Here is a 24,507-nt window from a genome sequence, read left to right on the forward strand (position 1 = left end):
GTGTCCGCGGGGCGGCCGGGGGTGAGGGGAGGCGTCTCAGCTGCAGGGGTTGGTCTTGCTGTCGACGACCTTGTCCGTGAGGGCGTCGGGGATCTTCGGGAGGGCGCGGACGCCCGGCCAGTCGGCGCCGATGACGAGCTGGATGACCGGCCCGGTCGGAGCCTTGCCCTCCGGGGTGGGCGGGGGCGCCACGGCCGGGACGTACTTCTCGGTGGTGACCGGCTTGATCTTGCCCGCGACAGGGGTCCGTTTGTCGCCGGAGAGCCTGGCGGCCACCGCGTCGCCGTACGAGGCGCCGTCGGCGGCGTCCTTCTTGGCGTAGCGCACCGTGGTGGTGGGCACGTTGGCGGTCGCCGGGCGGGCGTTGCCGACATGGGTGACCACGAACCCCTGGTCGGCCAGCTCGGCGGCGACCTCCCTCGCCCTGTTCGGCGTGTCCGTGCCGTTGAAGACCTGGAGCCTGACCTGCTCGCGCTTGACGGCCGGCTTGGCCTTGGGGTCGGGGGGCGGGGTGACCTCGGTGTCGTTCTTGATCGCGGCGAACAGCTGGTTCGCGTACGGCTGCACCCAGGCGACCCGGTTCGGGTCGTCGGGGTGGGGGCCCCACGGGACGGTGATCAGCTTGACGCCGCTCGCGGTCAGCTTCTGGGCGCTCTGCCCGATCTGGAGCAGGGTGTTGGTGTCCTTGGCCAGTTCCTCGTCCATCCGGACGGACTTGGCGGCGGTGGTGATGAAGTTCAGCATCTTGGCGGGGTCGGTCAGCAGCTCGCTGCTGGTCGCCTTCTTCACCACCTGGCTGAGGAAGACCTGCTGGCGCTTGATGCGGCCGATGTCGCTGCCGTCGCCGTAGTTGCGCAGCCGGACGTAGCCCAGCGCCTTCTCGCCCGCGAGGAGGTGCCAGCCCGCGGGGAGGGTGAGCTTGGACTTCTTGTCGTCGACCGGCTTGGTCAGGCAGATCCTGACGCCGCCGAGAGCGTTCACGATGTTCTTGAAGCCGGTGAAGTCGACCTCGACGAAGTGGTCGATGCGGATGTCGGTGAGCGCCTCGATCGTGGTGATCGTGCAGGTGATGCCGCCCTCGTTGTAGGCGGCATTGATCATTTCGGTGCGGGCCGCGACCGGTGCGCCGGTCTCCGACTTGCAGGGGGGCATCTCGACGACCGAGTCGCGGGGGAAGCTGATGAAGGTCGCCTTGTCGCGGTCGGGGGAGACGTGCATGAGGATGATCGTGTCGGTGCGCTTGCCCGCGTCGGCCATCTTCTGGCCGTACTTCAGGTTGTCGCCCTCGCGGGTGTCGGAGCCCACGATCAGCACGTTGAGGGCGCCCTTCACGGCAGCCGGCCGGTTCTGGCCGAGTTTGCCGCTGAGGTCGACGGTCTGGAACTCGCCGAGGGTGTCGCGGTAGACCTTGTAGCCGCCGAGGGTGCTGAGCACCAGCACTCCGGTCGCCGCGATGCCGGCCCAGGCGCCGATACTGAGCCGCCGCTGCTTGCGGCCCCGGCCCTTCGGTGCTTTCTCCTGCGGAGGCGGCGGGAGGTCTCCCGGCGGGCCCTGGGGCGGGGCGTCCCCTCTTGAGCGCCGCGGTCCGCGGTGGCCGGGGGAGGTCGGTTCGCTCCGGCGGTCTCTGACGGCCGCCTGCCGGTGGTCGCTCATGCGATCCTTCCGCTCGGCGGCGTCGTCCGGTGCTCATGCTCGGTCATCGAGCCCAAAGGGTAGATCACGAGATGCGCGCCAGGAGACATGATGATGCGAACTTGGCCAAGACCGCCCCCTGACAACCGCCATGTTTGGATCCGGCGGCCAGCATACTCAAATACGGACATTAGTAGGAATGTTACTGAAATTAGGTTTACGTACGGCAAGTGCCGCTGCCAGGCAGGCGGCAGGCACGGCCGGCAGGACGTACCGGTAGTCGAACTCCGCCACCGCCGGCGGCAGCACCAGCAGCACCACCGCCACCGACCAGGGCAGCGCCCACGCCGTGGACTCCGGGCGGAAGCGCCGGACACACGCCGCCGCGGGCGGCAGCAGGAGAATCACCAGGACAGCCGCGCCAGGCAGTCCTGCGACTCCCTGATAGGTACGGATCCAGCCCGCGTACGGTTCGACGATCCGGGTGGAGATCGGTCCCCGCTCGTAGCGCTTCGCGGCCTCGGCGCCCACCGTCGCCGGATAGCGCCCCGGCGGCGCGGGCGGTGTCGCGGGGAACCGGTAGTAGTCGTAGATCTCCTGATCCGGGTAGACCGGGCGGCCCACGGTGAACGAGCGGGCCAGTTCCGAGGCGACCGAACCGAGATAGTCCAGCGGCTGGCTCATGATCGCCAGTGACGCGAACCGCCCGGCCAGCGTGTCGTTCGTCCGGGTGAAGGTGATGCCTGGCAGTTTGACCAGCGGGGAGTCCTGCGCCCACACGTACTCCTGCGCGGGAGGCCGCAGGTGCGGCGGGCGGGGATCGCAGAGCACCGCCAGGTCGGGCGGCGGGCGCATCACGTCGCAGTCGGCGAAGGTCATCGTCTTGCCGTACAGGAAGACGCCGTTCGCGCCCACGATGCCGATCCGCTGGTACGTCGCGTAGAACCAGGCCCCGTACCCCACGATCGGCACCGTCGCGGCGGCGATCATCACGCCGGCCGCGAGCACCCGCCCCCGCTCCCTGAAGATCAGCCAGGCGGCGAAGAGTGCCACCAGCGGCAGCCCGACGGTCCTCGTCAGCGTCGCCGCCGCGAGCAGCAGTCCGATCCCGCACGCCGTACGCCATCCGACGGAGTCACGCACGGCGAGGCAGGCCGCCGACACGACCAGGACCGCGAACAGGGTGTCGGAGACCAGCAGGTGCTCCAGCTGGATCTGGTAGGCGTCCAGGAGGGAGGGGACCGCCGCGAGCGTCGCGGCCCAGCCCGGCGCCCGCAGCCGCCGCGCGGTGAGATAGACCAGCACGCCGATGAGCAGCCCCAGCAGGTGCTGGGCCGCCACGACGACGGCGAACTCGTGGAACGGTTCGAGCAGTCGCATGAACATCGGGTATCCGGCGGGACGGACCAGGTCGGGCCGGGGTTTCAGCGCGGTGACGACGTACGTGTAGGAGTCGGGGAACCAGAGCGCGGGCCGGTAGCCGAGCATGGTGATCACCCGCAGCGCGATCCCCGCGCCGAGCACGGCCAGGAACCAGCGGTGGTCGGTGAGCCGGCGGCGACCGGGGAGCCCGCGGCGCTCAGGAAACCCGCGACCGCCCGCGCCCCCGCGACCACCCCGCACCCACCCGATCACTCGTCCCCCTCCTCGCACGCTGCGCGTACGCTACCGGCTCTCCCTCGGCTCCGTGCTCGCACCGGCCCTCGTGTCCGCGCTCCGGTGCCCGCCCGGCCCCGGTCGGGCCTCGCCGGAAACCCGGTGCCCGCCCGGACGCGTGTCCGGCCGGGCCCGGCGTGCCCGGTGCGGGCGGGAGGTGGCACTACGCTCGGTTCGGTCATGACCATCGGCTGGCTGGACCGTACACACAGGCCCTCGGCGGGCAGGGTGCTCGCCGTGGTCTCCGTCGTGCCCGTGCTCGTCCTGGCGGGCTGGCTGCTGGCAGGACTGCCGCTGCTGCTGCTCGGCTGGTTCCGGCCGCTCGTCGCGGTCCCGCTGGGGCTGGTGGCCATCGCGCTGCTGTGCCGGTACGGCCTGCGCCGCCTGCCGGAGATCGTCGAGGCGACCGCCTGGCAGGTGACCGGGGTGGTCGCCGTCGCCCTCGCCTCCGGGATCTTCAACGGCCTGCTCCACGGCGAACAGCTGATCGTCCGTCGCGACCCCGCAACCTACGCGCAGTACGGCATCTGGCTGGCCAGGCACGGCTCGCTGCCGATCCCCTTCCAGGACTGGGCCTTCGGCGGCACCGACCCGGCGCTCCACTTCGACAGCGTGGGCTTCTACGTCTCCGGCGGCGCGGTCGTACCGCAGTTCATGCCGGGCGCGCCGATGCTGCACGTGGTGGGCGCCTGGCTGGGGGACATCGCGGGGTTGCTGCTGGTACCGCCGGTGCTGGGAGCGGCGGCCGTGCTCGTCCTCGCGGGGGTCGTCGCCCGGCTCGCCGGGGCTCGCTGGGCACCTCTCGCCGCGCTGGTCTTCGCCGTCTGCCTGCCGATCCTCTACACCTCGCGGACGACCTTCAGCGAGATCCCGTCCCTCGTCCTGCTCTTCGGCGGTCTCGCGCTGCTGTACGACGCCGAGGTGAGGCTCCGCTCCCACACCGTCGGCGCCGGCGCCCCGCCGCACATGCCCCCCGCCCCCGCCCCCGCCCTCAGCCCCACCCCCACCCCCGTCTCCGCCTCCGACCTCGCCCCCGCCCTCAGCCCCACCCCCACCCCCGTCTCCGCCTCCGACCTCGCCCCCGCCTCCGACCTCGGCCTCGCCTCCGGCCTCAACCCCGGTCCCGGTCCCGGCCCTGGTCTCGGCCCCGGCGAGGGCATGGCGCGAACGGGCGCCCGGACGGGCGCAGCCCTGGCGGGGCTGGTGTTCGGGCTGGCCATCCTGATCAGGATCGACGGGCTGCGCGACGTGCTCCCGGTGCTCGTCTACGCCGGGCTGCTCATCGCCCTGAGCCGGGCGGGGAACCGCGACGGGGGACGGCTGGGCATGCCGCTGCTCGGCGGGCTCGCGGTGGGGACCGGACTGGGTCTGGCCGCCGCATACCTGCTGTCCAGGCCGTACCTGAAGTACCTGTCGGACTCGCTGATCCCGTTGCTCGCCGTCTGCGGCGCGGTCGTGGTGCTCACCGTGGTGGCGGCGGTGCTCGCCCCGTGGCTCGCGGCGCCGTCGCGGCGGATGGCCGGGATCGGGAGACTGCCCGAGATCGCCGCCGGACTGGTGGTGCTGGTCGCGGCGGCCTTCGCCGCCCGGCCGTGGCTGGAGACCGTGATCCGGCCCCCCGTCACCTCGGGCGACCGGATGACCGCGCAGTTCATCGAGGGGGTCCAGCGGGTCGAGCGCCTGCCGCTCGACGGTTCCCGGCTCTACTACGAGAACTCGGCGCACTGGGTGATCTGGTACGTCGGACTCCCCGTGGCGATCATGGCCACCCTCGCCGCGGCGGTGCTCGCGCGCAGGCTCGTCAAGGGGACGGCGCCCGGCTGGCTGCTGCCGCTCGCCGTGATCGGCTGGACCACGGTCACCACGCTCTACCGGCCGGGCATCACCCCCGACCACCCGTGGGCCGCCCGGCGGCTCGTCCCCGTCGTCATCCCCGGCCTGATCCTGCTCGCCGTCTGGGGCCTGGGCTGGACGCGTGACAGGGTCCGGAGGTCGGGGTACGGCCAGGGCGTGCGCAGGGGCCTCGTCGCGGTCGGCGCGGTCCTCTTCCTCGTCCCGCCGGTGATCACCTCGGGGGGGACGGCGTTCAGCCCGGTCGACCGCGACGAGCTCGCCGCGGTCGAGGCCATGTGCGCGGCCCTCCCGCCCCGCGCCTCGGTGCTCGTCGTCGAGCGCGTCACCGCCGCCCGCTTCACCCAGGTCGTCCGGGGCGTCTGCGGCCTTCCCGCAGCCAGGCTCACCATCTATCGCTCCGACCTTCCCAAGGCCGCCGACGTCGCCCGCCTGGCCGCCCGGATCCGCTCCGTCGGCCGCACCCCGGTCCTGCTCGCCGCCGAGTCCCGCCAGCTCTCCCAATACGGCGCCCCCGTCCACATCATGAACCTCCGCACCCGCCAGGACGACCGTTCCCTCGTCACCCCGCCCAACGGCACCTGGTCCCTCGCCGCCGACGTCTGGATGGCCGTCCCGCGTGCGAACACCGACACGTGAGCGACGGAGTCGACGAGTCGTCCTGTGGGGAGCCGGAGCGCGGGCTCGTCCTGCTCCGAATGGATGTCCGCCACGACCTGGAATATCCAAAGATGATGATCAAAAGATGGTCATCTCTGTCAGGATATTGAGCTGAATATCGAGTTATCGCTGTGGGCGACAGCGTGAATGCGGCAAACCTGGCCGGTTCGGATGATGGGAGCGCTGTGAGCAGCGGAGCGCGAGATTCTGGCCACGTGCCTTCCGGCATGACGCCTCTCGAAGCCGGAAAGGCGCCCGCCAGGGCATGGGCCGGAGTTCGTCGTGGCCTGTTGGCCGGGGTGGTGGCCGCCGCCGTGGTGCTGGGGGCGGGGGGAAGTGTCGGCTCACCTCTCATGGAGGGCACCGCCCAGGGGGCCATGTCCCCCGGCGGGCCGTGGCCCGGCAACAAGACGGTGTCACCGCCGCCGGACGACTGGCCCCAGAGCGTCACATTCAGTGTTTTCATCTGTCATGAAGAGGACCCTTTCAAGCAGTGCCGGAATCGGGCGATCACGGCGGGGCAGAAACGTGCGCTTGAGGCGAAACTGCGGGCGATGCCTGAGGTGGCGGAGGTGGAGTTCGAATCCCAGGAGGAGGCGTACGCGAACTTCACGAAAGAGAACGCCGACAACAAGCTCCTGCTCTCCGCCTTGCAGCAGGAGGACATGCCGGAGTCGTTCAGGGGCGAACTCCACCGGTGGCGCGACATCGCGCCGTTCCGATCCGCGATGAACAGGATGCGCGGCGTCGCCAACGTCATCACCTTCGGAAAGTTCTTCTGGAAGGACAAGGCCGACGTCTTCGTCTCGTTGTGCGGACGCAAGGGGACGATCTTCGCCTGCAAGGGGCGGGGGCCGGTCACGGCCAAGGAGCGGAAGGCCGTCGGAGACAGACTCCTCGCCCTCAGGCAGAGCGAGAGCGTCTACTTCGAGGACGTCGCCCACGCCCGCCGGGCGTTTGCGTACGTGTGGGGGAGCAAGTCCGACAAGTCTCCCCTTCCCGAAAGTTACTATGTCAGGCTCGCGGATCCGGGGACCGCTCCGGAGGTCGTGGGCGCCGTCAAGGGAATGGCGGGCGTCGGATCGGCCGGGCGCCTGGACGAAGGATGTTTCTGGTTGGGAGTCGCCGACGAATGCTAGGGGAAGCCGTCTGAGAAGGCGATGTGCGCTCGGGGCCTGTCCGGGCAGAGTATCCTCGCCCGTCGAGAGCATGCCCGAGAGCCCGAGAGTGGATCAGCCGTGGACGCAACGCCGTACGTGACCATCGTCCTGCCGTGTTACAACGAGCAGGACCACGTCATCGCCGAGGTCGAGCGCATCTGCGAGGCGATGGACCACAGCGGATACACCTACGAGCTCGTCGCCGTCGACGACTTCTCCACCGACGAGACCCTGGCCAGGCTGAAGGAGGCCGCGCCCAGGTTCCCGAACATGCGGATCAGGGCCTTCCACCGCAACGGCGGCTCCGGCACGGTGCGCAGGATCGGCACGCAGGAGGCGCGCGGCGAGATCGTCGTGTGGACCGACGCCGACATGACGTACCCGAACGAGCGGATCCCCGAGCTCGTCCAGATCCTGGAGAAGGACCCGACGATCGACCAGGTCGTGGGCGCGCGGACCAGCGAGGAGGGCTCGCACAAGTTTCTGCGGGTCCCGGCCAAGTGGTTCATCCGCAAGGTGGCCGAGCGGCTGGCCGGGCAGAAGATCCCCGACCTCAACAGCGGGCTGCGGGCGTTCCGCAAGTCGGTCGCCAAGCCCTATCTGCGGCTGCTGCCCCCCGGCTTCTCCTGCGTCACGACGATCACGCTGTCGTTCCTGTCGAACCAGCACGACGTCTACTACCTGCCGATCGGCTACAGCAAGCGGGCCGGCAAGTCCAAGTTCAGCTTCGTCTCCGACGCCTACCGCTACATCCTGCAGGTGCTGCGGATGGTGATGTACTTCAACCCGCTCAAGGTCCTCATGCCGCCCGCACTCTGGCTGGTCGGCATCGGCCTGGTCAAGGGCGTCGTCGACATCGTCCGCTACGGGTTCTACCTGACCAGCAACACCATCGTGATCTTCCTGTCCGGCCTGCTCATCGGTTCGCTGGCGCTGCTGGCCGACCTCATCGTGCGCTCCAGGAGCGAGTAGATGCGGATCGCCGTCATCGGGCCGACGTACCCCTACAAGGGCGGCGGGGCCGCGCACACCACCGAGCTGGCACACCGGCTGCGGGCCGCGGGGCACGACGTGGTGATCGAGTCGTGGCGGGCGCAGTACCCCTCCTTCCTGTATCCGGGGCGGCAGACCGTCGACACGCCCGACGGCGAGCCGTTCCCGAACGTCCTGCGCGACCTCGACTGGCGCCGTCCGGACGGCTGGGTCCGCGCCGGGCGGCGGCTCAGGAGCGCCGACCTCGTCGTCCTCGTCGTCCTCAGCCCGGTGCAGGTCCCGCCCTACCTGGGCATCCTGTACGGCCTGGGCCGCAGGACCCGGGTCGTGGCGCTCTGCCACAACGTCCTGCCGCACGAGCGCAAGCCGTACGACACGCCGCTGATGAAGGCGCTGCTGCGCCGGGTGGACACGGTGCTCGTCCACTCGGAGGGGCAGGCGGGCAAGGCCCGCGAGCTGGCGGCCACGCCGGTGCGGGTGGCCGAGATGGCGCCGCACCTCCCGTCGGGGGCCGACCGGCACGGCGGGCACAGCGGACACAGGCCGGCCGAGGGCGTGTACGACAGGCTGCTGTTCTTCGGGCTCGTCAGGCCGTACAAGGGGCTTGACCTGCTGGTCCGCGCGCTGCCCGACGGGGTGTCGCTGCGGGTCGCCGGTGAGTTCTGGGGCGGCCTTGAGGAGACGACCCGGGCGCTCGCCGCCGAGCTGGGGCTGGACGGGCGGGTGGAGCTGCGGCCGGGATACGTGGCCTCGGCCGACCTGCCGGGGCTGTTCGCGGACGTGGACGCGCTCGTCCTGCCCTACCGGAGCGGGACGGCGAGCCAGCAGGTGTGGCTCGGCCACGAGCACGGGGTGCCGGTCATCGCCAGCAGGGTGGGCACGCTCGGCGACCACGTCACCGACGGGGTGGACGGGCTGCTGGTCGAACCGGGCTCGGTGGAGGGCCTGCGTGCCGCGCTGACCGCGTTCTACCGGCCTGGTGAGCCCGAGCGGCTCCGCGCGGGGGTCAAGGCCGTCGACCCCGAGCCTTACTGGGCCTCCTACGTCGAGGCGCTGGTCTCGGACGCCGTTCCGGACGCGGTCTCGGAGGCGGCCCCGACTCCCGGCACGGAGGCCGGTCCTGACCCGAGCCCGGACGCGGTCCCGGTCCCCGAGCCGGATCCGGCTCCCGGCCCTGACCCGGTCTCGGCCCCGGCTGACGGCCCGGATCCGGAGCCCGGTCCGGTCTCGGAGGCGGGCCCGGGTTCCTCGCGCTGACCCCCGGGACGGGAGAGACGTCCCCACAGGAAGCCGATCCCGGCCCAGCTCAGGTCGGCGAGGGTGAACATCACCCTCGACACCACCGCGGCCACCAGCGCCCTGGGGGAGTCGAGCACCGGTGCCAGGGCGAGCACCAGCGCCCCCTCGCGGACGCCGATCCCGGCGGGGACGATCACCGTGACGATGCCCGTCGCCCAGGCGAGCGCGTAGGCGCCGACCGCCACCGGATAGAGGGAGTCGCCCCAGGCGCCCAGGTCGGCCATGGGGAGCAGCAGGTGGGCGCCGTACACCAGCCAGCCGGTGACCGTGAGGGCGACCGCGAGGAGCACCGCCCCGCCGCTGAGCAGCCGGCCCTGGCCGAGGGGCTCCTGGCGGGCGATCCGCAGGGCCAGGTTGAGCCCGAACGTGAGCACGGCCGGGTGCAGGCAGACGGCGATCACCGGGATCAGTGCCAGCAGATACCACGCCTGGGTCATGGTCTCGCGCAGGGTGACCGCCGCGACGAGGAGCGCGCAGCCCAGGGAGATCAGCAGGGCGAGGGAGACGGAGCCGAACATGCGCCGGGGCGGGACGTCGTGGTCGCGGCCGAGCTCCATCATCGCGGCGTACGCCCAGACGCTGCCCGGCACGTACTTGCCGAGCTGGCCGACGAAGAACACCCTCGCGGTGCTTCCGAGGGGGAGCGGCGAGCCCATCCCGGCCAGCACCGTCCGCCAGGCCAGCACCATGAAGCCGATCCCGGCCATCACCGAGAGGTAGGAGCCGCCGAGGGACCACCACGACAGCTGGGAGATCGCGGCCGTCGTCTCCTCGCGGTTCCTGACCAGGCCGTACCCGAGGAAGCCCACCGCGACCAGCGCGAGCAGCACCCGGAGGAGGCGGCTTGACCGCAGTCGGCTGAGCATCCGCCAAGGGTACGACGGCCTGCTTACCCGACGGTAGGGTCGCGGGTCACCGGTACTCTTGGGCGGCGTCGTGCGAAGTCGCGGAGTCGCGTGGAGGGGAAGAAGAGGAGCGGTGAGCGAGTGATGAGCGCCGAGCGGGTCGCCCAGCTTGAGTACTCCGAGTTCCAGGCGGCGATGCTGGACGAGGAGAAGCGCCGCAGGAAGGCCGCGAAGATCGTCGCTGTGCTCGGGCACTTCCTCGGCAGGGACACCGACGTCCTCGCCGGTCTGACGGTCGCCGACATCGGCTGTTCGGCGGGCTTCATCGCCGACGAGCTGGCCTCGGCGGGCGCGAGCCACACGTTCGGCGTCGACATCGACGTTCCGGGCCTGCGCAGGGCGTCCCAGAGGTTCGGCGAGCGGGTCGAGTTCGTGTGCGCGGACGGCACCGCGCTGCCCTTCCCCGACGGCTCGATCGACGTGCTGGTCTTCAACCACATCTACGAGCACGTGGTCGACCCTGACGCGATCATGGCCGAGATGCGCCGGGTGCTCTCCGAGGACGGCGTCCTCTACCTGGGGCTGGGCAACCGGCTCGGGGTGATGGAGCCGCACTACAAGCTGCCGTTCCTGTCCTATCTGCCGCCCGCGCTCGCCGACCGCTACGTGCGGCTCTTCGGCCGGGCCGACAGCTACTACGAGCGCTACCGCACCAGAAGGGGCCTGCGGAAGATGGTGCGCGGCCTGCGGGTGTGGGACTACACCTTCCCCGTGCTCGTCACCCCGGCCGCGTTCGCCGGGAACGAGCTCTTCCCCGGCGTGGTGGGACGGGTCGCGGGCGGGGTGCTGTCGCGGCTGCCCCGCCCGGTGCTGCGGGCGCTGCTGCCGGTGGTGCCCACCTACCTGTGGGTGGCGACCAGGGGCGACCGCCGCCCGGCCGGGGCCTCCCTGCGCCGGCCGCCCGAGCCGGTACGCCCCCTGTGAGCTCCTCGCGGGCCCGCCGCATCTCCTTCCCGGGGCGTGCCGCCGCGGTGACCTCGGCGGGGCTCTCGTGACCGCGGGTGCCGGATCCGGCAGGTCCACCCTGAGGCGGGTGGCCCGTGTCGCGTTCCTGCTCGTCGCGCTCGGGTTCGGCGCGTGGGTGGTGGTGGACCAGTGGGAGGAGATCCGCGCGGGGTTCGCCCGGCTGTCGTGGACGTCCCTCGCGCTGTCGCTCGTCGCGGTGCTCGCCGCGCTGTGCGGCGGGATGATGACGTGGCGGGCGCTGCTGGCCGACCTGGGCTCGCCGTTGCCCCTGCGCGCGGGGGCGAAGGTCTTCTTCGTGGGCCAGCTGGGCAAGTACATTCCCGGCTCGCTGTGGCCGGTGATCGCCCAGATGGAGATGGGCAAGGAGCTGGGAGTGCCCAGGTCGCGGAGCGCGGCGGCGTTCTTCCTGACGCTGCCGGTGCAGCTCGGCAGCGGGCTCGTGGTCTCGGGGGTGACCCTGCTGGCGGCGATGCCGGGGGCCGCGGCGCCGTACGCGTGGGCGTTCCTGCTCATCCCGGTGCTCGCGGTGGCCTTCGAGCCGAGGGTGGTGAACGCGGTCCTCGGGTTCGGGCTGCGGAAGCTGGGGCGCGAGCCGCTGGAGCGCCCGCTCACCCGCGGGGGCATGCTCACCGCGCTGGGCTGGGCGCTGCTCGGCTGGATCGCCTACGGGCTGCACCTGGCGGCGATCGTCCACGACCTCGGGTCCTCCGGCCTTTCCGCGGTCCTGTTCTCGATCGGCGCGTTCGCGCTCTCGTGGTGTCTGGGGATCATGACGTTCGTCGTCCCGGCGGGGGCGGGGGTGCGCGAGGTGGCGATGGTGGCCGTGCTGGCGCCGGTCCTGGACCGGGGATCGGCGATCACGGTGGCGCTCTGCTCCCGGATCGTGATCATCCTCGGAGACCTTCTCTGCGCGGGTCTCGCCGGCCTGACCGCGCGCCGCGCCGAGGGATCCCGAAAGGACCGCGCTTCGGGAAAAGCAGTGTGATTTCCCCCACGGTTTCAGCGACTCTGGCAATAGAGTAAACAAGAGGAAGGGGACGGTCGTCCCGCTGTGGATCATGAGGGGGGCGATCCTTCTTGACGCCGAGAGTGCTCGTCGACGCGGCCGCGGTTCCGGCCGATCGCGGTGCGCTGATCAGGTATGTCGATGGGCTCGTCGCCGCACTGGACAGAGCGGGCGCTGATCTCGCGGTCGTCTGCCAGCGCGCCGACGCCGCCCGATACGCCGGGTTGGCACCCTCCGCGCGGATTGTGCCCGGGCCTCACGGGATCACCAACCGGGCCGCCCGCCTGACATGGGAGCAGACGGGTCTGCCGTTTCTGGCCCGGCAGGTCGGCGCCCAGGTCATCCACGCCCCTTACTACTCGATCCCGCTGAGTCCCGGCCTGCCCACCGTGGCGACCGTGCACGACCTCACCTGCTTCACCGAGCCCCTGCAGCACGACGCGGTCAAGGCGGCGTTCTTCCGGGCCGCGACCCGCACGGCGGTCCGGCACGCCGCCCGGGTGATCGTGCCTTCCAAGGCGACCAGGGACGAGCTGATCAGGATCCTCTCCGCCGACCCGACCCGCATCGACGTCGCCTACCACGGCGTCGATCCCGCGCTGTTCCACCCGCCGTCCGAGCGGGAGATCACCCACGCCTCCGACCGGCTCGGCCTGCACGGCACCCCGTACGTCGCCTTCCTCGGCCCGCTGGAGCCGCGTAAGAACGTGCCGAACCTGATCCGCGGCTTCGTGCGGGCCGTCGAGAACATCCCCGACCCGCCCGCCCTGGTGCTCGCGGGGGGCATCCGCGACGCCGAGGTGGACGCCGCGGTGGAGAAGGTCCCCTCGACCGTGCGGGTGCTGCGTCCGGGCTTCCTGTCGTTCTCCGACCTGTGCGGCTTTCTCGGCGGTGCGGTGGTCGCGGCCTTCCCCTCTCGGGGCGAGGGTTTCGGGCTGCCGGTGCTCGAGGCGATGGCCTGCGGCGCGCCGGTGCTCACCACCCACCGCACCTCGTTGCCCGAGGTGGGGGGCGACGCGGTCGCCTACACCGAGCCGGACGCCGAGAGCATCGCCGAGGCGCTGCGCACGCTGCTCTCCTCGCCCGAGCGCAGGGAGGCGCTGTCCGTCGCCGGGATCGCCCGCGCCAAGGAGTTCACCTGGGAGGCCTCGGCGGAGGCGCACCTGCTCTCCTATCAGCGCGCGATCGAGTAGTGGGTTAACCTCTCGGCATGATGGAGACCCCCTTGCCCGATCTAGAGGCGATTCTCCTTGTCGGTGGACGAGGGACACGCCTGCGTCCGATGACGCTCGGCACACCGAAACCCCTGTTGCCCACGGCAGGGGTGCCCTTCCTCGCCCACCAACTCGCCAGGGCGAGGGCTTTCGGGGTGCGGCGCATCGTGTTCGCGACCTCCTACCGGGCGGAGATGTTCTCCGAGGCGTTCGGAGGCGGCGAGGCGTTCGGCCTCGCGCTCGAATACATGACGGAGGAGGTCCCGCTCGGCACCGGCGGAGCCATCCGCAACGCCGCCGAGGCGCTCACCTGCGGTCCCGACGACCCGGTGCTCGTGCTCAACGGTGACATCCTGTCCGGTCACGACATCGGCGACCAGATCGCGACGCACGTGGCGAGGAGGGCCGCCGTCACCCTGCACCTGACCGAGGTGGAGGATCCCTCACGCTTCGGGTGCGTGCCCACCGACGAGGAAGGGCGGGTGACCGCTTTCCTGGAGAAGACCCCCAACCCGGTGACGAACCGGATCAACGCCGGATGTTACGTCTTCACCCGCTCGGTGATCGACACGATCCCCGAGGGCGAGGTCGTCTCGGTCGAGCGTGAGACCTTCCCCGGCCTGATCGAGGACGGCGCCCTGGTGCTCGGCTACGCCGACGCCTCCTACTGGCTCGACGTGGGCACGCCCGCGGCCTTCGTGAAGGGCTCCCGCGACCTGGTGCTCGGCCGTCTCGCCTCGCCCGCCCTGCCGGGACCCACCGGTGACTTCCTCGCCCTGCCCGGCGCCATGATCTCGCCGGAGGCGAAGGTCTCCGGCGGTTCCGTGATCGGCGCCCGCGCGATCGTGGAGTCGGGAGCGCAGATCAGCGGCAGTGTGCTCGGGGACGACTGCGTCGTTCACTCGGGCGCGGTCGTGGTCGACTCGGTGGTCGGCATCGGCGCGCGCGTCAACTCTGGAGCGGTCCTGAGGGACGTCGTCCTCGGCGACGGCGCCGTGGTCGGCTCGGGGAACGAACTGCTCGCGGGCAGCCGGGTCTGGCCCGGCGTCGTGCTTCCCGAGTTCGCGATCCGTTTCTCCAGCGACATCTGAGCGTCCGGGGCGCGTGGACCTTCGTGAGGGAACGCGAGTGGTGCCCGCCCTGGCCGGTCGACCTGGCGCTCTCACTCGACCCGCACCGGCGCGGAAGCGGCGACCCCACCCTGAGGTCGGTGCCCGGCGGGGCCTTCTGGCGGACCTCGCGCACGCCCGACGGGCCGGGGACGCTACGGGTGGCCCTCACGGGCGGCCGGGTGGCGGCCTCGGCGTGGGGGCCCGGGGCGGAGTGGATGCTGGAGACGCTCCCCGCGCTGCTGGGCGACGGTGACGACGTCTCGGGGTTCGTTCCCGGGCACGAGGTGCTGCGTGACGCGGCGAGACGCCATCCGGGGCTGAGGATCGGCAGGACCTCACGGGTGCTCGAGGCGCTGGTCCCGGCCGTGCTGGAGCAGAAGGTGGTGTCCACCGAGGCGCGGCGGGCGTGGCGGTGGCTGCTGGGCCGCTACGGCGAGCCCGCGCCGGGTCCCGCGCCCGATGGGATGAGGGTCTTCCCGCCACCCGAGGTGTGGTGGTCGATTCCTTCGTGGGACTGGCACCGCGCGGGGGCGGAGGCGGTGCGGGCCCGGACGATCGCGAACGCCGCCCGGTACGCGGGGAGGCTGGAGGCGGTCGGGGGCAGCGCCGACGCGGATCGGCTGCTGAGGGCGCTGCCCGGGATCGGGGTGTGGACGTCCGCCGAGGTGCGCCAGCGCTCGCACGGTGACGCGGACGCGATCTCGGTGGGCGACTTCCACCTGCCCGCGCTGGTCGGCTGGTCGCTCAGCGGTGAGCGGGTGGACGACGCGCGGATGTTGCGGCTGCTCGCTCCCTACCGGGGGCACCGGCACCGGGTCAGCCGGCTGCTGGGGTTGGGCGGTGTGCGGCCACCCGCTCGCGGGCCGAGGATGCCCGTGCGCGACTACCGGTCGTTCTGAGCGCTCCCTCGGATGCCGGTGCGCGATCACCGGTCGTTCTGCGGGTTCCCTCGTCGGGGAAGGGTTCGCCGCGTTGCCAGTCGAGGCTGTCGCGCGTGTCGGCTCCGATCAGCGGGGCGAGGGCGGCGACGGCGGCGAGGGCGAGGAGAAACCAGAGCATTGTCGGCTCCTGTCGGGTGAGGTCCGAGGGGGTCCCACGGAGGATCGGGGCGGGTTTCCCGCGGGGGCGGGGTTCCGGTTGACGTCTCTAATTTATGCATCTGCAAGTATTTACGTCTATCGAGACTTGCTTGACGGCATGCTTTAGAAGCGCTGAAGTGTCCGGCCTTCGCCGTCGTCCGGTGCGGGCGGTGTCCTGGCGCCCGGACGGGGCCTGCGCCGGCGTCCGGCGTCCGGGCATTCGAGTGGGGCGGGCATCGGGCCCGGGGCCTGTACTGGGAGTCCGGGGGCCGTGAGCGGGTACCCGCCGCCCCGCGTTCTCGTCTCGCGTCGTACTGTGCGGTCATGAGCGCCAACCCCACCGACAACGCGATGCGCCGGGCTCTGGCCAGGGCCCGCGACGGCAAAGCTCTCGACATCAGCGAAGCCACCGTCCTGCTGCACGCGCGGGACGAACATCTGGAGACCCTCCTCGACCACGCGGGGAGGGTGCGGGACGCCGGCCTTGAGGCGGTCGGCCGGCAAGGGATCATCACCTACAGCCGCAAGGTCTTCATCCCCCTGACACGCCTGTGCCGCGACCGCTGCGGTTACTGCACGTTCGCCGCCGCCCCGCACAAGCTGGAAAGCATGTTCCTGAGCCCCGACGAGGTGCTGGAGATCGCGAGGCAGGGCGCGGCGATGGGGTGCAAGGAGGCGCTGTTCACCCTGGGCGACCGGCCCGAGGACCGCTGGCACCAGGCCCGCGAGTGGCTGGACGCGCACGGCTACGACGACACGCTGTCCTACGTCCGCGCGATGGCCGTGCGGGTGCTCGAGGAGACCGGGCTGCTGCCGCACCTGAACCCGGGCGTCATGACCTGGCGGGACCTGCAGCGGCTCAAGCCGGTCGCGCCCTCCATGGGCATGATGCTGGAGACGACCTCACGGCGGCTCTTCGAGGAGAAGGGGCAGGCGCACCACGGCTCGCCCGACAAGGATCCCGCCGTACGGCTGCGCGTGCTCGAGGACGCCGGGCGGACGAACGTGCCGTTCACCAGCGGCATCCTCATCGGCATCGGGGAGACGGTCGCCGACCGCGCCGAGTCGCTGTTCGCGCTGCGCAGGGTGGCGCGTGAGTACGGCGGCATCCAGGAGATCATCGTCCAGAACTTCCGCGCCAAGCCGGACACCGCGATGCGCGGCATGCCGGACGCCGACCTGCAGGAGCTGGCCGCGACGATCGCGGTGACCCGGCTCGTGCTCGGACCGAAGATGAGGGTGCAGGCCCCGCCGAACCTCGTCGACTCCGAGTACGAGCTGATGATCAGGGCGGGTATCGACGACTGGGGCGGCGTCTCGCCGCTCACGCCCGACCACGTCAACCCCGAGCGGCCCTGGCCGCAGATCGACGACCTCGCCGCCCGTACGGCCGCGGCCGGGTTCGCGCTGCGCGAGCGGCTCACCATCTACCCCGAGTTCGTGCTGGCCGGGGAGCCCTGGCTCGACCCGAGGCTCAACGCGCACGTCGCAGCCCTGGCAGACCCCGAGACCGGGCTCGCCCGCGAGGACGCGGTCCTGACCGGCCGCCCCTGGCAGGAGCCCGACGGCGGTTTCGTCTCCCTGGGCCGCGTCGACCTGCACACGGCGGTCGACACCGAGGGGCGCGGCGCCGACCGCCGCGACGACTTCGACAGCGTGTACGGCGACTGGGAGGCGCTCAGGGAGCGTCTGCCCGCGGCCACCTCGGCCGTGCGGGGCGACGTGCGGGAGGCCCTGAACCGGGCCGAGAGCGACCCGGCGGGCCTGAGCGACGCCCAGGCGCTCGTCCTGCTGGACCTCGCGGGAGACCAGAACGGGGTGGGCGCCGACGACGCCGCGCTGGACGAGCTCTGCCGGATCGCCGACGGCCTGCGCCGGGAGGCCGTCGGCGACGAGGTCACCTACGTGGTGAACCGGAACATCAACTTCACCAACGTCTGCTACACCGGCTGCCGCTTCTGCGCCTTCGCGCAGCGCCGTACCGACGCCGACGCCTACACCCTCTCCCTGGAGCAGGTCGCCGACCGCGCCTGGGAGGGCTGGCAGGCCGGGGCGACCGAGGTGTGCATGCAAGGCGGCATCCACCCCGACATGCCCGGCACCGCGTACTTCGACATCGCGAGGGCGGTCAAGGCCAGGGTGCCGGAGATGCACGTCCACGCGTTCTCGCCGATGGAGGTGATCAACGGTGCCAGCCGTACCAACCTGTCCGTCGAGGACTGGCTGGTCGCCGCGAAGGAGGCGGGCGTCGACTCGCTCCCGGGCACCGCGGCGGAGATCCTCGACGACGACGTCCGCTGGGTGCTGACCAAGGGCAAGCTTCCCACCAGGGAGTGGGTCGAGGTCATCTCCACCGCGCACCGGGTCGGCATTCCGACGACCTCCACGATGATGTACGGCCACGTCGACAACCACGGGCACTGGGTGCGGCACATCCGGCTGATCCGCCGTATCCAGGAGGAGACCGGCGGGTTCACCGAGTTCGTGCCGTTGCCGTTCGTCCACCACAGCGCGCCCATCTACCTGGCGGGGATCGCCCGTCCGGGGCCGACGGCGCGGGAGAACCGGGCCGTGCACGCGCTGGCGCGCGTCCTGCTGCACGGCGCGATCGCCAATGTCCAGTGCTCGTGGGTGAAGCTCCAGGACGAGCTCTGCCGCGAGGTGCTGCTCGGCGGGGTCAACGATCTCGGCGGCACGCTGATGGAGGAGACGATCAGCAGGATGGCCGGGTCGGAGAACGGCTCCTTCAAGACCATCGGTGAGATCGAGGCGATGGTCGCCCCGACCGGGAGGCCGCTCCGGCAGCGGACCACCTCCTACGGTGTGCCGGACGCCGAGCGGGTGGCCGCGGCGAGGGCGAGTGACGGTGTCTGCCGCAGCGTCCGCCCCAACGCGCTTCCGCTGCTCTCCCTGGAGCCCTCGGCGAAGCCTTGACAAGTTCTACGTCTGGCCGTCTTCGCGGAAGGTTCGTCGGCGCAATCGGCACTCCCTCTGTAGGCATATGTAGGGAGAGGTCCCGGTTTGTCGTCATCCGGCGGACACCGCGCGGCAGCCGACGTCGAGCGCCGCCGACGTGCCGCCGGCGTCAGGCACGCGTACGTCTGTCGCCGGCGGCGGTCGCGTCGCCGGGTCCGCCCGAACGGCCGACCCGGTGGCTCCCGTCAGCGGACGACGACGAAGTCGGACGCGAGCCTGGGGGCGCGGTCCCTCGGCGGGGCGGCGGGATGGCCGATGGCGACGGCGCCCATCGGGTCCCAGTCCAGGGGCAGGTCGAGGACCTGCCTGACCACGTCGCGGCAGAACATGGTGGACGACACCCAGGCGGATCCCAGGCCCTCCACCGCGAGCTGGACCAGGAAGTTCTGCACCCCCGCGCCGGTCGCGACCACGAACATCTCCCGCTCGGCCGCATCGCGCCGGGCGTCGCCGTAGGTGTGCGAGCCGTCCATCACCAGGCAGGGCACCGCCAGATAGGGGGCCGCGCGCAACACGTCGCCCCGCCTCACCCGCTTGGCGATCGACTCCTCGGAGAATCCGTCACCGCGCAGGTCGGTGATCCAGGCCTCCCGCATCGCGTCGAGCAGCTTCTCGCGGGTCTCCGCCGACTCCAGCAGGACGAACCGCCACGGGGTCGTGTGGTGCGGGGCGGGTGCGGCGATCGCGGCCTCGACCGCCCTGCGGACCTTGGCGCCGTCCACGGGGTCGGCGGAGAACTCGCGGACGGTCCTGCGGGCGAAGACCACGTCGCGCGAACCGTACCGGAACATGTCCTCGGCGGACGGGCGGAGCAGCTCGCCGACTCCCGGACCGTCCTCCTCCGTGGTGTACTCCGCCAGACCTCTGATCACCGCCACCGGGGTCTGCGAGACCTTCCCCTTGACCAGGTCCCCGGCCGCCGCGAACTCGTCGGCGACGGCGGTCAGGGTGACCTCGAGCGGGTTGCCGTGGTCGTCGGACATGCCCCGGTAGTCGAGCGCGGGCGTCACCCCCGCAAGGCCGACGGCGAGGTCGGTCTGGCCGTTACGCCACGGGCGGCCGAAGGTGTCGGAGATGACCACGCCGACCGACACACCGAGCAGCTCCCTGACGCGCGCCCTGACGGCCGAGGCGGAGGCGTCCGGGTCGGTGGGCAGCAGGACGACCGTGCCGGGACGGGTGTTGGAGGCGTCGACCCCGGCGGCGGCCATCACGAACCCGTGCGCCGTCTCGGCGATCACGGTCTCACCCCTGCGGGCGACCACCCGCCGCGTCTCCGCCTCGACGGCCTCGGCACGGGTCGCGTCGTGCAGCACCCGGCCCTCGGCCTTGCTGGAGATCTTCGAGGTGACCACGAGGATGTCGCCGTCGCGCAGGTCGGGCAGGGCCGTGGCGATCAGCTCGCCGACGTCGTCGCCCTCGCGCACCTCGGGCATGCCGGGAACCGCGAAGACCTCCACCTTGACGTCCGAGGACTCCTCCTGCCCGCGCCTGAACCGGCTCATCACACACCTTCCTCGGGGGTCGCGGACGCGCCGGATCCGTTCGCGGCGGGAGAACCCTCGTAGGGCGCCGGAGGGGCGGCGCGCCGGCCCGCGAGCCGTACGGCCATGTCCAGGGCGGCACGGGCGATGGCCGCGGCGGACTCGACGTCGTGCATGATCAGCGGGCGGGCCTCGACGTCGACGCCGTCGAGGGCGACCCCGGCGTCCTCCTCCGCGACCAGCCAGCCGTCCACCAGCGGTGATCCGTACAGTTCGAGGACGGCCTGCGCGGTGGTCTCCACGCCGATCGCGGTCAGGCAGGCGTCGGCCATGCCCCGGACGGGGGCGCCGCCGACGATGGGCGAGACGCCGACGACGGTCTTGCCCTCAAGGGCCTCGCGGATGCCCTTGATCTGCAGGATCGTGCCGATGCTGACGACCGGGTTGGACGGCGGGAGGACGACCGCGTCCGCGGCGGCGATGGACTCCAGCACTCCGGGGGCGGGGGAGGCGTCGTCCGCGCCGACCAGGATGATCTGCTCGGCGGGGACCGAGGCGCGCAGCCGCACCCACCACTCCTGGAAGTGGATGGCGCGACGGCCCCGCTCGTCGGAGACGACGACGTGGGTCTCGGTCCTGTCGTCGCTCATCGGGATCAGGCGTACGCCCGGCTGCCAGCGCGCGCACAGCGCCTCGGTGACCGCGGACAGGGGGTATCCGGCGTCGAGCATCTGGGTGCGCACGATGTGGGTGGCGAAGTCACGGTCGCCGAGGCCGAACCACTGCGGCTCGACGCCGTAGGCGGCGAGTTCCTCCTTGACGACGTGCGACTCGGACCGCCGTCCCCACCCCTGCTCCTCGTCGATGCCGCCGCCCAGCGTGTACATCACGGTGTCGAGGTCGGGGCAGACCCGCAGGCCGTAGAGGCTGATGTCGTCACCGGTGTTGCCGATGACGGTGATCTCGGAATCGGGGGCCGCGGTGAGCAGGCCGCGCAGGAAACGGGCGCCGCCGATTCCGCCGGCGAGGGAGACGATGCGCATGCCGTCCAGTGTTCCACTAGGTCACCTGACCCGTTGTCGGGGTACCGGCGGGCGATTCACACTACTCTTTTCATGATCGTTATGCGGGGTGCCCGCCCTGCCGGATCGCCTGGTAGGACGCCCGAAATGTGGGCTTATAGGGTGTCAACAAAGTACTTGTGGGGTTGGTGGGCTTCCCGGGACCACCGGCAGCAAAGTCAGCCATGTGCAAAACTGACCCGGGTTTACCTAAAGACCCTCTGGGGGTAGTTGTGATCAATGTCGAGGCAGGTCGGCTCCGGGAACCGGCCGCGTGGCTCATGGTCGCCTTCGGGTCCGCGAGCGTTCTCGTCGGCATCGAACGCCTGCTTTTCGGGGGTGGGCCGTCGTCCTCCTTCGCCGAGCGCTCGTCGGCCTTCACGGGGCAGTTCACCTCGCCGGTCGCGTCCGCGTTGCTCGTGGGCGCCGTGCTGCTGGCGACCAACTTCGGCCCGGTGATCGAGCGGCTGAAGGTGATGGCCCTCGTCGTGGCCGGCACGCTCGGGCTCTCCGCGCTGTTCAGCCTGATCGGCCTGTTCGGCGGCCTGTTCGGGGGCGTGGAAGGCTTTCTGGGGAAGGTCGAGTTCTTCCTCGTCAACCTGCCCGCCCTCGCGTTGACCGTGGTCGCGCTGCTGTACGTGCTGCCGAAGGCGATCCCGCCGGGCCCGCGCGAGGACCCCTTCCGCGCCGGTGGCGGCTTCGGCCACTCCCCGGACCCGCAGGAGGGGTACGCCTACGGCCGGCCGCCCGTCCCCGGGCAGCAGGCGCCCTTCCCGGGCCCTCAGGGCCCCCAGGGCGTTCCGGGACAGGGCGTTCCGCAGGGCGGGTACCCCCAGGCCCAGGGCGGCCCCCCTCCCCACGGTCCCCAGGGGCAGATGCCCCCGCAGGGCCAGGGGCCGCAGGGGGGTCAGGGCCATCCGCAGGGCCAGGGGCCGCAGGGCGGCCAGGGATACCCGCAGGAGGCCCCGCCCGTCCCGGCTCCGCAGCCCCCGTACGAGCGCCCCGCGCTCCCGCCGGCGCCCGCGCACAGTTCCACCGGAGCCCAGGAGGGATACGGCCGGCCGGAGGCGTCCCCCGCGCCGCAGGCCGGTGAGGGATACTCCCAGGCCCCCTACCCGCCGCCCGCCGAGAACCAGTCCTACGCCGCCCAGCCCGGCCCCTACGCTCAGCCGTCCCAGCAGCAGGAGCCGCAGGGGTACGCGCAGCAGGAGCAGAACCACCCGCAGCCCGCCTCGCCTGTGGAGAGCTACACCCCGAACCCGTACGTCGCGGCGGACGTCCAGCCCTCGACCCCGGCCAAGCCGTACGACCCCCCGGCCGCGGCCTACGACCCGCCGATCTACGCCGCCCCGGTGGAGCCGCACGCCCAGACGGAACCCCGTCTGCCGAGCTACCCGCAGTTCCCCGACTCCTCGTCGTACGGTCAGGAGTCGCAGGACTTCGGCAGGCAGGCTGAATCCCCGGCGTCCCCGGCGTTCCCGGAGTCCCCGGCCTCGCCGGTTCCCCCCGCGTACGGCCAGGAGGCGCAGCCGTCGGGATCCGGGCGGCACTCCAGCCCTCGGCTGCCGAGCTACTCCCAGTACTCAGAGCCCTCGCCGTCCTCGTCGTACGGTCAGGGGACGCAGGACTTCGGCAGGCAGGCCGACTCGTCCGCGTACGGTCATCAGTCGGACCCGCTGCGGTCCGACTATGGGCAGACCGCTCCTTCCGGACAGTCCGACCCGCTCTTCGGCCGCCAGGGCGAGCCTCCGACGTCCCCGGTCTCGCCGGTTTCTCCCGCGTACGATCAGGAGCCGCGGCAGCCGGGCTACCCGCAACCCGAGCAGCCGAGCTACTCGCAGCCCGATCCGCAGGGATACCCGCACGCCGACTCGCAGGGCTACCAGCGGTCCGAGGTCCCGGGCTTCGGCGGGCACCGGGAGTCGCAGTCCTACCCGCAGCCGGAGCCGCAGTCGCCCGGCTACGGGCACCAGCCCGAGCAGCAGGCCGAGGGGCACCAGGGCCGGACGGCGGACAGCCGGCAGCACCCGCCGTTCGACGGCCCGCCGCAGTCCTTCCCGCAGCCGCCGGAGAACTACGGCCAGCCGTTCACCGGTTACTCCGGCGCCGAGTTCGGCCGTCAGGGGGAGCAGGGCCAGGCATACCCGGCGCCCGACCCGGTGGACCTCAGGTCCCAGCAGATGGCCCAGGCGTACCAGCAGGCGGAGAGCTACCAGCAGCAGGCCCAGCAGGGCGGCACCGAGCCGCAGCTGCGCGTTCCCGAGTACGGTTCCCCGGGGTACGAGGGCCCGTTCGGGCACCCGCAGACCCCTGAGGCCCCGCGACCCCCGCAGAGTCCCCAGCCCTCACAGACCCCTCAGGCTCCGCAGGACTCCCAGGCGCCGTACGGGTCCCACCAGTGGGACCCCCAGTCGGAGACGACGGTCCGGTTCGACCCGAGCGCCTACCAGGGAGACCCGCTGAGCGGTCCCTCGCCCGCGGCCAGGACGTGGGACTCGCAGCCGATAGACCCCACGGCGATCTACAAGCCCGAACAACGCCCAGGTCAGGTCACGGATGAGGAAACCGCGGATAGAGAGAGGGTGGGCCCCGGTCAGGATCAGAACATGTCCTGGTACGGTTCCGACCGCCGAGAGCACTGAGCCCCTGGCGGTCGAAGCGATCACCTGGTGCAATTGCCGTCGTGGCAGGCACACGACCCACAACCGGGGAGAGCAGGTCTTTCCCCGGATACCAGCATGCCGCTTGACGCCACACCGAGCACACGCGTGTAATTACACACGTGTTGTTACGCCTTCCTCTGGGTGGGTAAGGGGGAGGCGTTCATAGGGGGGCTCCAATTTTGCGGGCTTGCGGCAGGGAGGTGTGCAGTGGCCGACCTGGTCATCGCACAGGAGAGCATCGCTGAAGAGCAGCTTGGCTGGCAGGAGCGCGCCTTGTGCGCGCAGACCGACCCGGAGGCGTTCTTCCCGGAGAAGGGAGGGTCCACCCGCGAGGCCAAGAAGGTTTGCCGCTCCTGCGAGGTGCGTGCCGAGTGTCTTGAGTACGCACTCGAACACGACGAGCGGTTTGGAATCTGGGGTGGGTTGTCGGAGCGTGAACGCCGCCGCATCAAGCGTGAGGCGGTCTGAGCCGTCCGGAGACCGGGTGGCCGGAAGGCTTGAGCGCTCTGGCGTCCGGACGCTCTGGACGTCCGGGCACCGACGAACACTATGAACACGACAAACACCATGAACACCATGAAAACCGATCGAGACCGAGGCGCCGAAGCGGTGGCGAAGAGGCTTGATCGGTCTGGCGGAAGTGCATGACGCCTCTCGGAGGCGTTTGACGAATATGTCCACGGGGTCACGTGACCGTCGGTCACGTGACCCTTTTTTCATGCCCGCGACCAGGTGTAAGACATAGTCCGACAGAGGGTGCCGTATCGTTAGCGCGCCGATTCCCGCCACT

Annotated in this window: 16 protein-coding genes and 1 pseudogene; 12 read left to right on the top strand and 5 right to left on the bottom strand. The window is 71.4% G+C overall.

The window, feature by feature from the left end; genetic code table 11:
• Positions 1-36 precede the first annotated feature (36 nt).
• Both AB0B96_RS04255 and AB0B96_RS04260 read right to left on the bottom strand, forming a co-directional pair.
• The gene (locus tag AB0B96_RS04255; protein ID WP_362896374.1) at positions 37-1,653 is read right to left on the bottom strand and encodes an LCP family protein; all 1,617 of its coding nucleotides are present in this window, start codon (positions 1,651-1,653) and stop codon (positions 37-39) included.
• 156 nt (positions 1,654-1,809) lie between these two features.
• Positions 1,810-3,267, bottom strand: coding sequence for a hypothetical protein (locus tag AB0B96_RS04260; protein WP_362896376.1), 1,458 nt, complete (start codon positions 3,265-3,267; stop codon positions 1,810-1,812).
• 201 nt (positions 3,268-3,468) lie between these two features.
• Between AB0B96_RS04260 and AB0B96_RS04265 the strand changes: the two genes are divergently transcribed.
• The 4 genes and pseudogenes from AB0B96_RS04265 to AB0B96_RS04280 all read left to right on the top strand — a co-directional run.
• Positions 3,469-5,778, top strand: a complete 2,310-nt coding sequence (locus AB0B96_RS04265; protein ID WP_362896378.1) for a hypothetical protein — start codon at positions 3,469-3,471, stop codon at positions 5,776-5,778.
• Between the two features lie 248 nt (positions 5,779-6,026).
• Positions 6,027-6,938: a permease-like cell division protein FtsX gene (locus AB0B96_RS04270; protein ID WP_362896380.1), complete on the top strand. Its 912-nt coding sequence runs from the start codon at positions 6,027-6,029 to the stop codon at positions 6,936-6,938.
• Between the two features lie 99 nt (positions 6,939-7,037).
• Positions 7,038-7,931 (top strand): glycosyltransferase family 2 protein, encoded by an 894-nt coding sequence (locus AB0B96_RS04275; protein ID WP_350946463.1) that lies wholly within the window; start codon positions 7,038-7,040, stop codon positions 7,929-7,931.
• A pseudogene (locus AB0B96_RS04280) lies at positions 7,932-9,014 on the top strand (glycosyltransferase family 4 protein); the annotation flags it as partial.
• Here the strand turns inward: AB0B96_RS04280 and AB0B96_RS04285 are convergent.
• A complete protein-coding gene (locus AB0B96_RS04285; RefSeq protein WP_362896382.1) occupies positions 8,993-10,117 on the bottom strand; it encodes a lysylphosphatidylglycerol synthase transmembrane domain-containing protein in 1,125 nt (374 codons plus the stop codon). The pseudogene AB0B96_RS04280 and the gene AB0B96_RS04285 sit on opposite strands and share 22 nt — an antisense overlap.
• A gap of 123 nt (positions 10,118-10,240) precedes the next feature.
• Between AB0B96_RS04285 and AB0B96_RS04290 the strand changes: the two genes are divergently transcribed.
• From AB0B96_RS04290 to AB0B96_RS04315, 6 genes are all read left to right on the top strand, one after another.
• Positions 10,241-11,080, top strand: a complete 840-nt coding sequence (locus tag AB0B96_RS04290) for a class I SAM-dependent methyltransferase (RefSeq protein ID WP_362896384.1) — start codon at positions 10,241-10,243, stop codon at positions 11,078-11,080.
• Between the two features lie 109 nt (positions 11,081-11,189).
• Positions 11,190-12,107: a lysylphosphatidylglycerol synthase transmembrane domain-containing protein gene (locus tag AB0B96_RS04295; RefSeq protein ID WP_350946466.1), complete on the top strand. Its 918-nt coding sequence runs from the start codon at positions 11,190-11,192 to the stop codon at positions 12,105-12,107.
• 92 nt (positions 12,108-12,199) lie between these two features.
• Entirely contained in the window at positions 12,200-13,321 is a 1,122-nt protein-coding gene (locus tag AB0B96_RS04300; RefSeq protein ID WP_362896386.1) for a glycosyltransferase family 1 protein, read from the top strand.
• A gap of 17 nt (positions 13,322-13,338) precedes the next feature.
• Positions 13,339-14,433: an NDP-sugar synthase gene (locus AB0B96_RS04305; protein ID WP_362896388.1), complete on the top strand. Its 1,095-nt coding sequence runs from the start codon at positions 13,339-13,341 to the stop codon at positions 14,431-14,433.
• Between the two features lie 23 nt (positions 14,434-14,456).
• A complete protein-coding gene (locus tag AB0B96_RS04310; RefSeq protein WP_362896390.1) occupies positions 14,457-15,353 on the top strand; it encodes a DNA-3-methyladenine glycosylase 2 family protein in 897 nt (298 codons plus the stop codon).
• A 504-nt stretch (positions 15,354-15,857) separates the two neighbouring features.
• Positions 15,858-18,467 carry a bifunctional FO biosynthesis protein CofGH gene (locus tag AB0B96_RS04315; RefSeq protein ID WP_362896392.1) on the top strand — a complete coding sequence of 870 codons (2,610 nt, stop codon included), beginning with the start codon at positions 15,858-15,860 and terminating at the stop codon, positions 18,465-18,467.
• Positions 18,468-18,694: 227 nt separating this feature from the next.
• On the opposite strand, the gene AB0B96_RS04320 is transcribed toward AB0B96_RS04315, so the two are convergent.
• A complete protein-coding gene (locus AB0B96_RS04320; RefSeq protein WP_362896394.1) occupies positions 18,695-20,014 on the bottom strand; it encodes a coenzyme F420-0:L-glutamate ligase in 1,320 nt (439 codons plus the stop codon).
• Positions 20,014-21,036, bottom strand: coding sequence for a 2-phospho-L-lactate transferase (gene cofD, locus AB0B96_RS04325; RefSeq protein ID WP_362896396.1), 1,023 nt, complete (start codon positions 21,034-21,036; stop codon positions 20,014-20,016). Before cofD ends, AB0B96_RS04320 begins: the two co-directional genes overlap by 1 nt.
• Positions 21,037-21,287: 251 nt before the next feature.
• Here cofD and AB0B96_RS04330 point away from each other — a divergent pair, with 251 nt between their 5' ends.
• Positions 21,288-23,696: a hypothetical protein gene (locus tag AB0B96_RS04330; RefSeq protein WP_362896398.1), complete on the top strand. Its 2,409-nt coding sequence runs from the start codon at positions 21,288-21,290 to the stop codon at positions 23,694-23,696.
• A 228-nt stretch (positions 23,697-23,924) separates the two neighbouring features.
• Entirely contained in the window at positions 23,925-24,185 is a 261-nt protein-coding gene (locus tag AB0B96_RS04335; protein ID WP_037969494.1) for a WhiB family transcriptional regulator, read from the top strand.
• Positions 24,186-24,507: the final 322 nt, after the last annotated feature.

The sequence above is a fragment of the Streptosporangium sp. NPDC049046 genome (assembly GCF_040649155.1).
Lineage (GTDB): Bacteria > Actinomycetota > Actinomycetes > Streptosporangiales > Streptosporangiaceae > Streptosporangium.

What these genes read in the sequence shown, in the direction of transcription:
- AB0B96_RS04305 (WP_362896388.1), top strand. Translation starts at nt 13,339, where the DNA reads ATGATGGAGACCCCCTTGCCCGATCTAGAGGCGATTCTCCTTGTCGGT.
- AB0B96_RS04285 (WP_362896382.1), bottom strand. Translation starts at nt 10,117, where the DNA reads ATGCTCAGCCGACTGCGGTCAAGCCGCCTCCTCCGGGTGCTGCTCGCG.
- AB0B96_RS04255 (WP_362896374.1), bottom strand. Translation starts at nt 1,653, where the DNA reads ATGAGCGACCACCGGCAGGCGGCCGTCAGAGACCGCCGGAGCGAACCG.
- AB0B96_RS04320 (WP_362896394.1), bottom strand. Translation starts at nt 20,014, where the DNA reads ATGAGCCGGTTCAGGCGCGGGCAGGAGGAGTCCTCGGACGTCAAGGTG.
- AB0B96_RS04270 (WP_362896380.1), top strand. Translation starts at nt 6,027, where the DNA reads ATGACGCCTCTCGAAGCCGGAAAGGCGCCCGCCAGGGCATGGGCCGGA.
- cofD (WP_362896396.1), bottom strand. Translation starts at nt 21,036, where the DNA reads ATGCGCATCGTCTCCCTCGCCGGCGGAATCGGCGGCGCCCGTTTCCTG.
- AB0B96_RS04290 (WP_362896384.1), top strand. Translation starts at nt 10,241, where the DNA reads ATGAGCGCCGAGCGGGTCGCCCAGCTTGAGTACTCCGAGTTCCAGGCG.
- AB0B96_RS04265 (WP_362896378.1), top strand. Translation starts at nt 3,469, where the DNA reads ATGACCATCGGCTGGCTGGACCGTACACACAGGCCCTCGGCGGGCAGG.
- AB0B96_RS04315 (WP_362896392.1), top strand. Translation starts at nt 15,858, where the DNA reads ATGAGCGCCAACCCCACCGACAACGCGATGCGCCGGGCTCTGGCCAGG.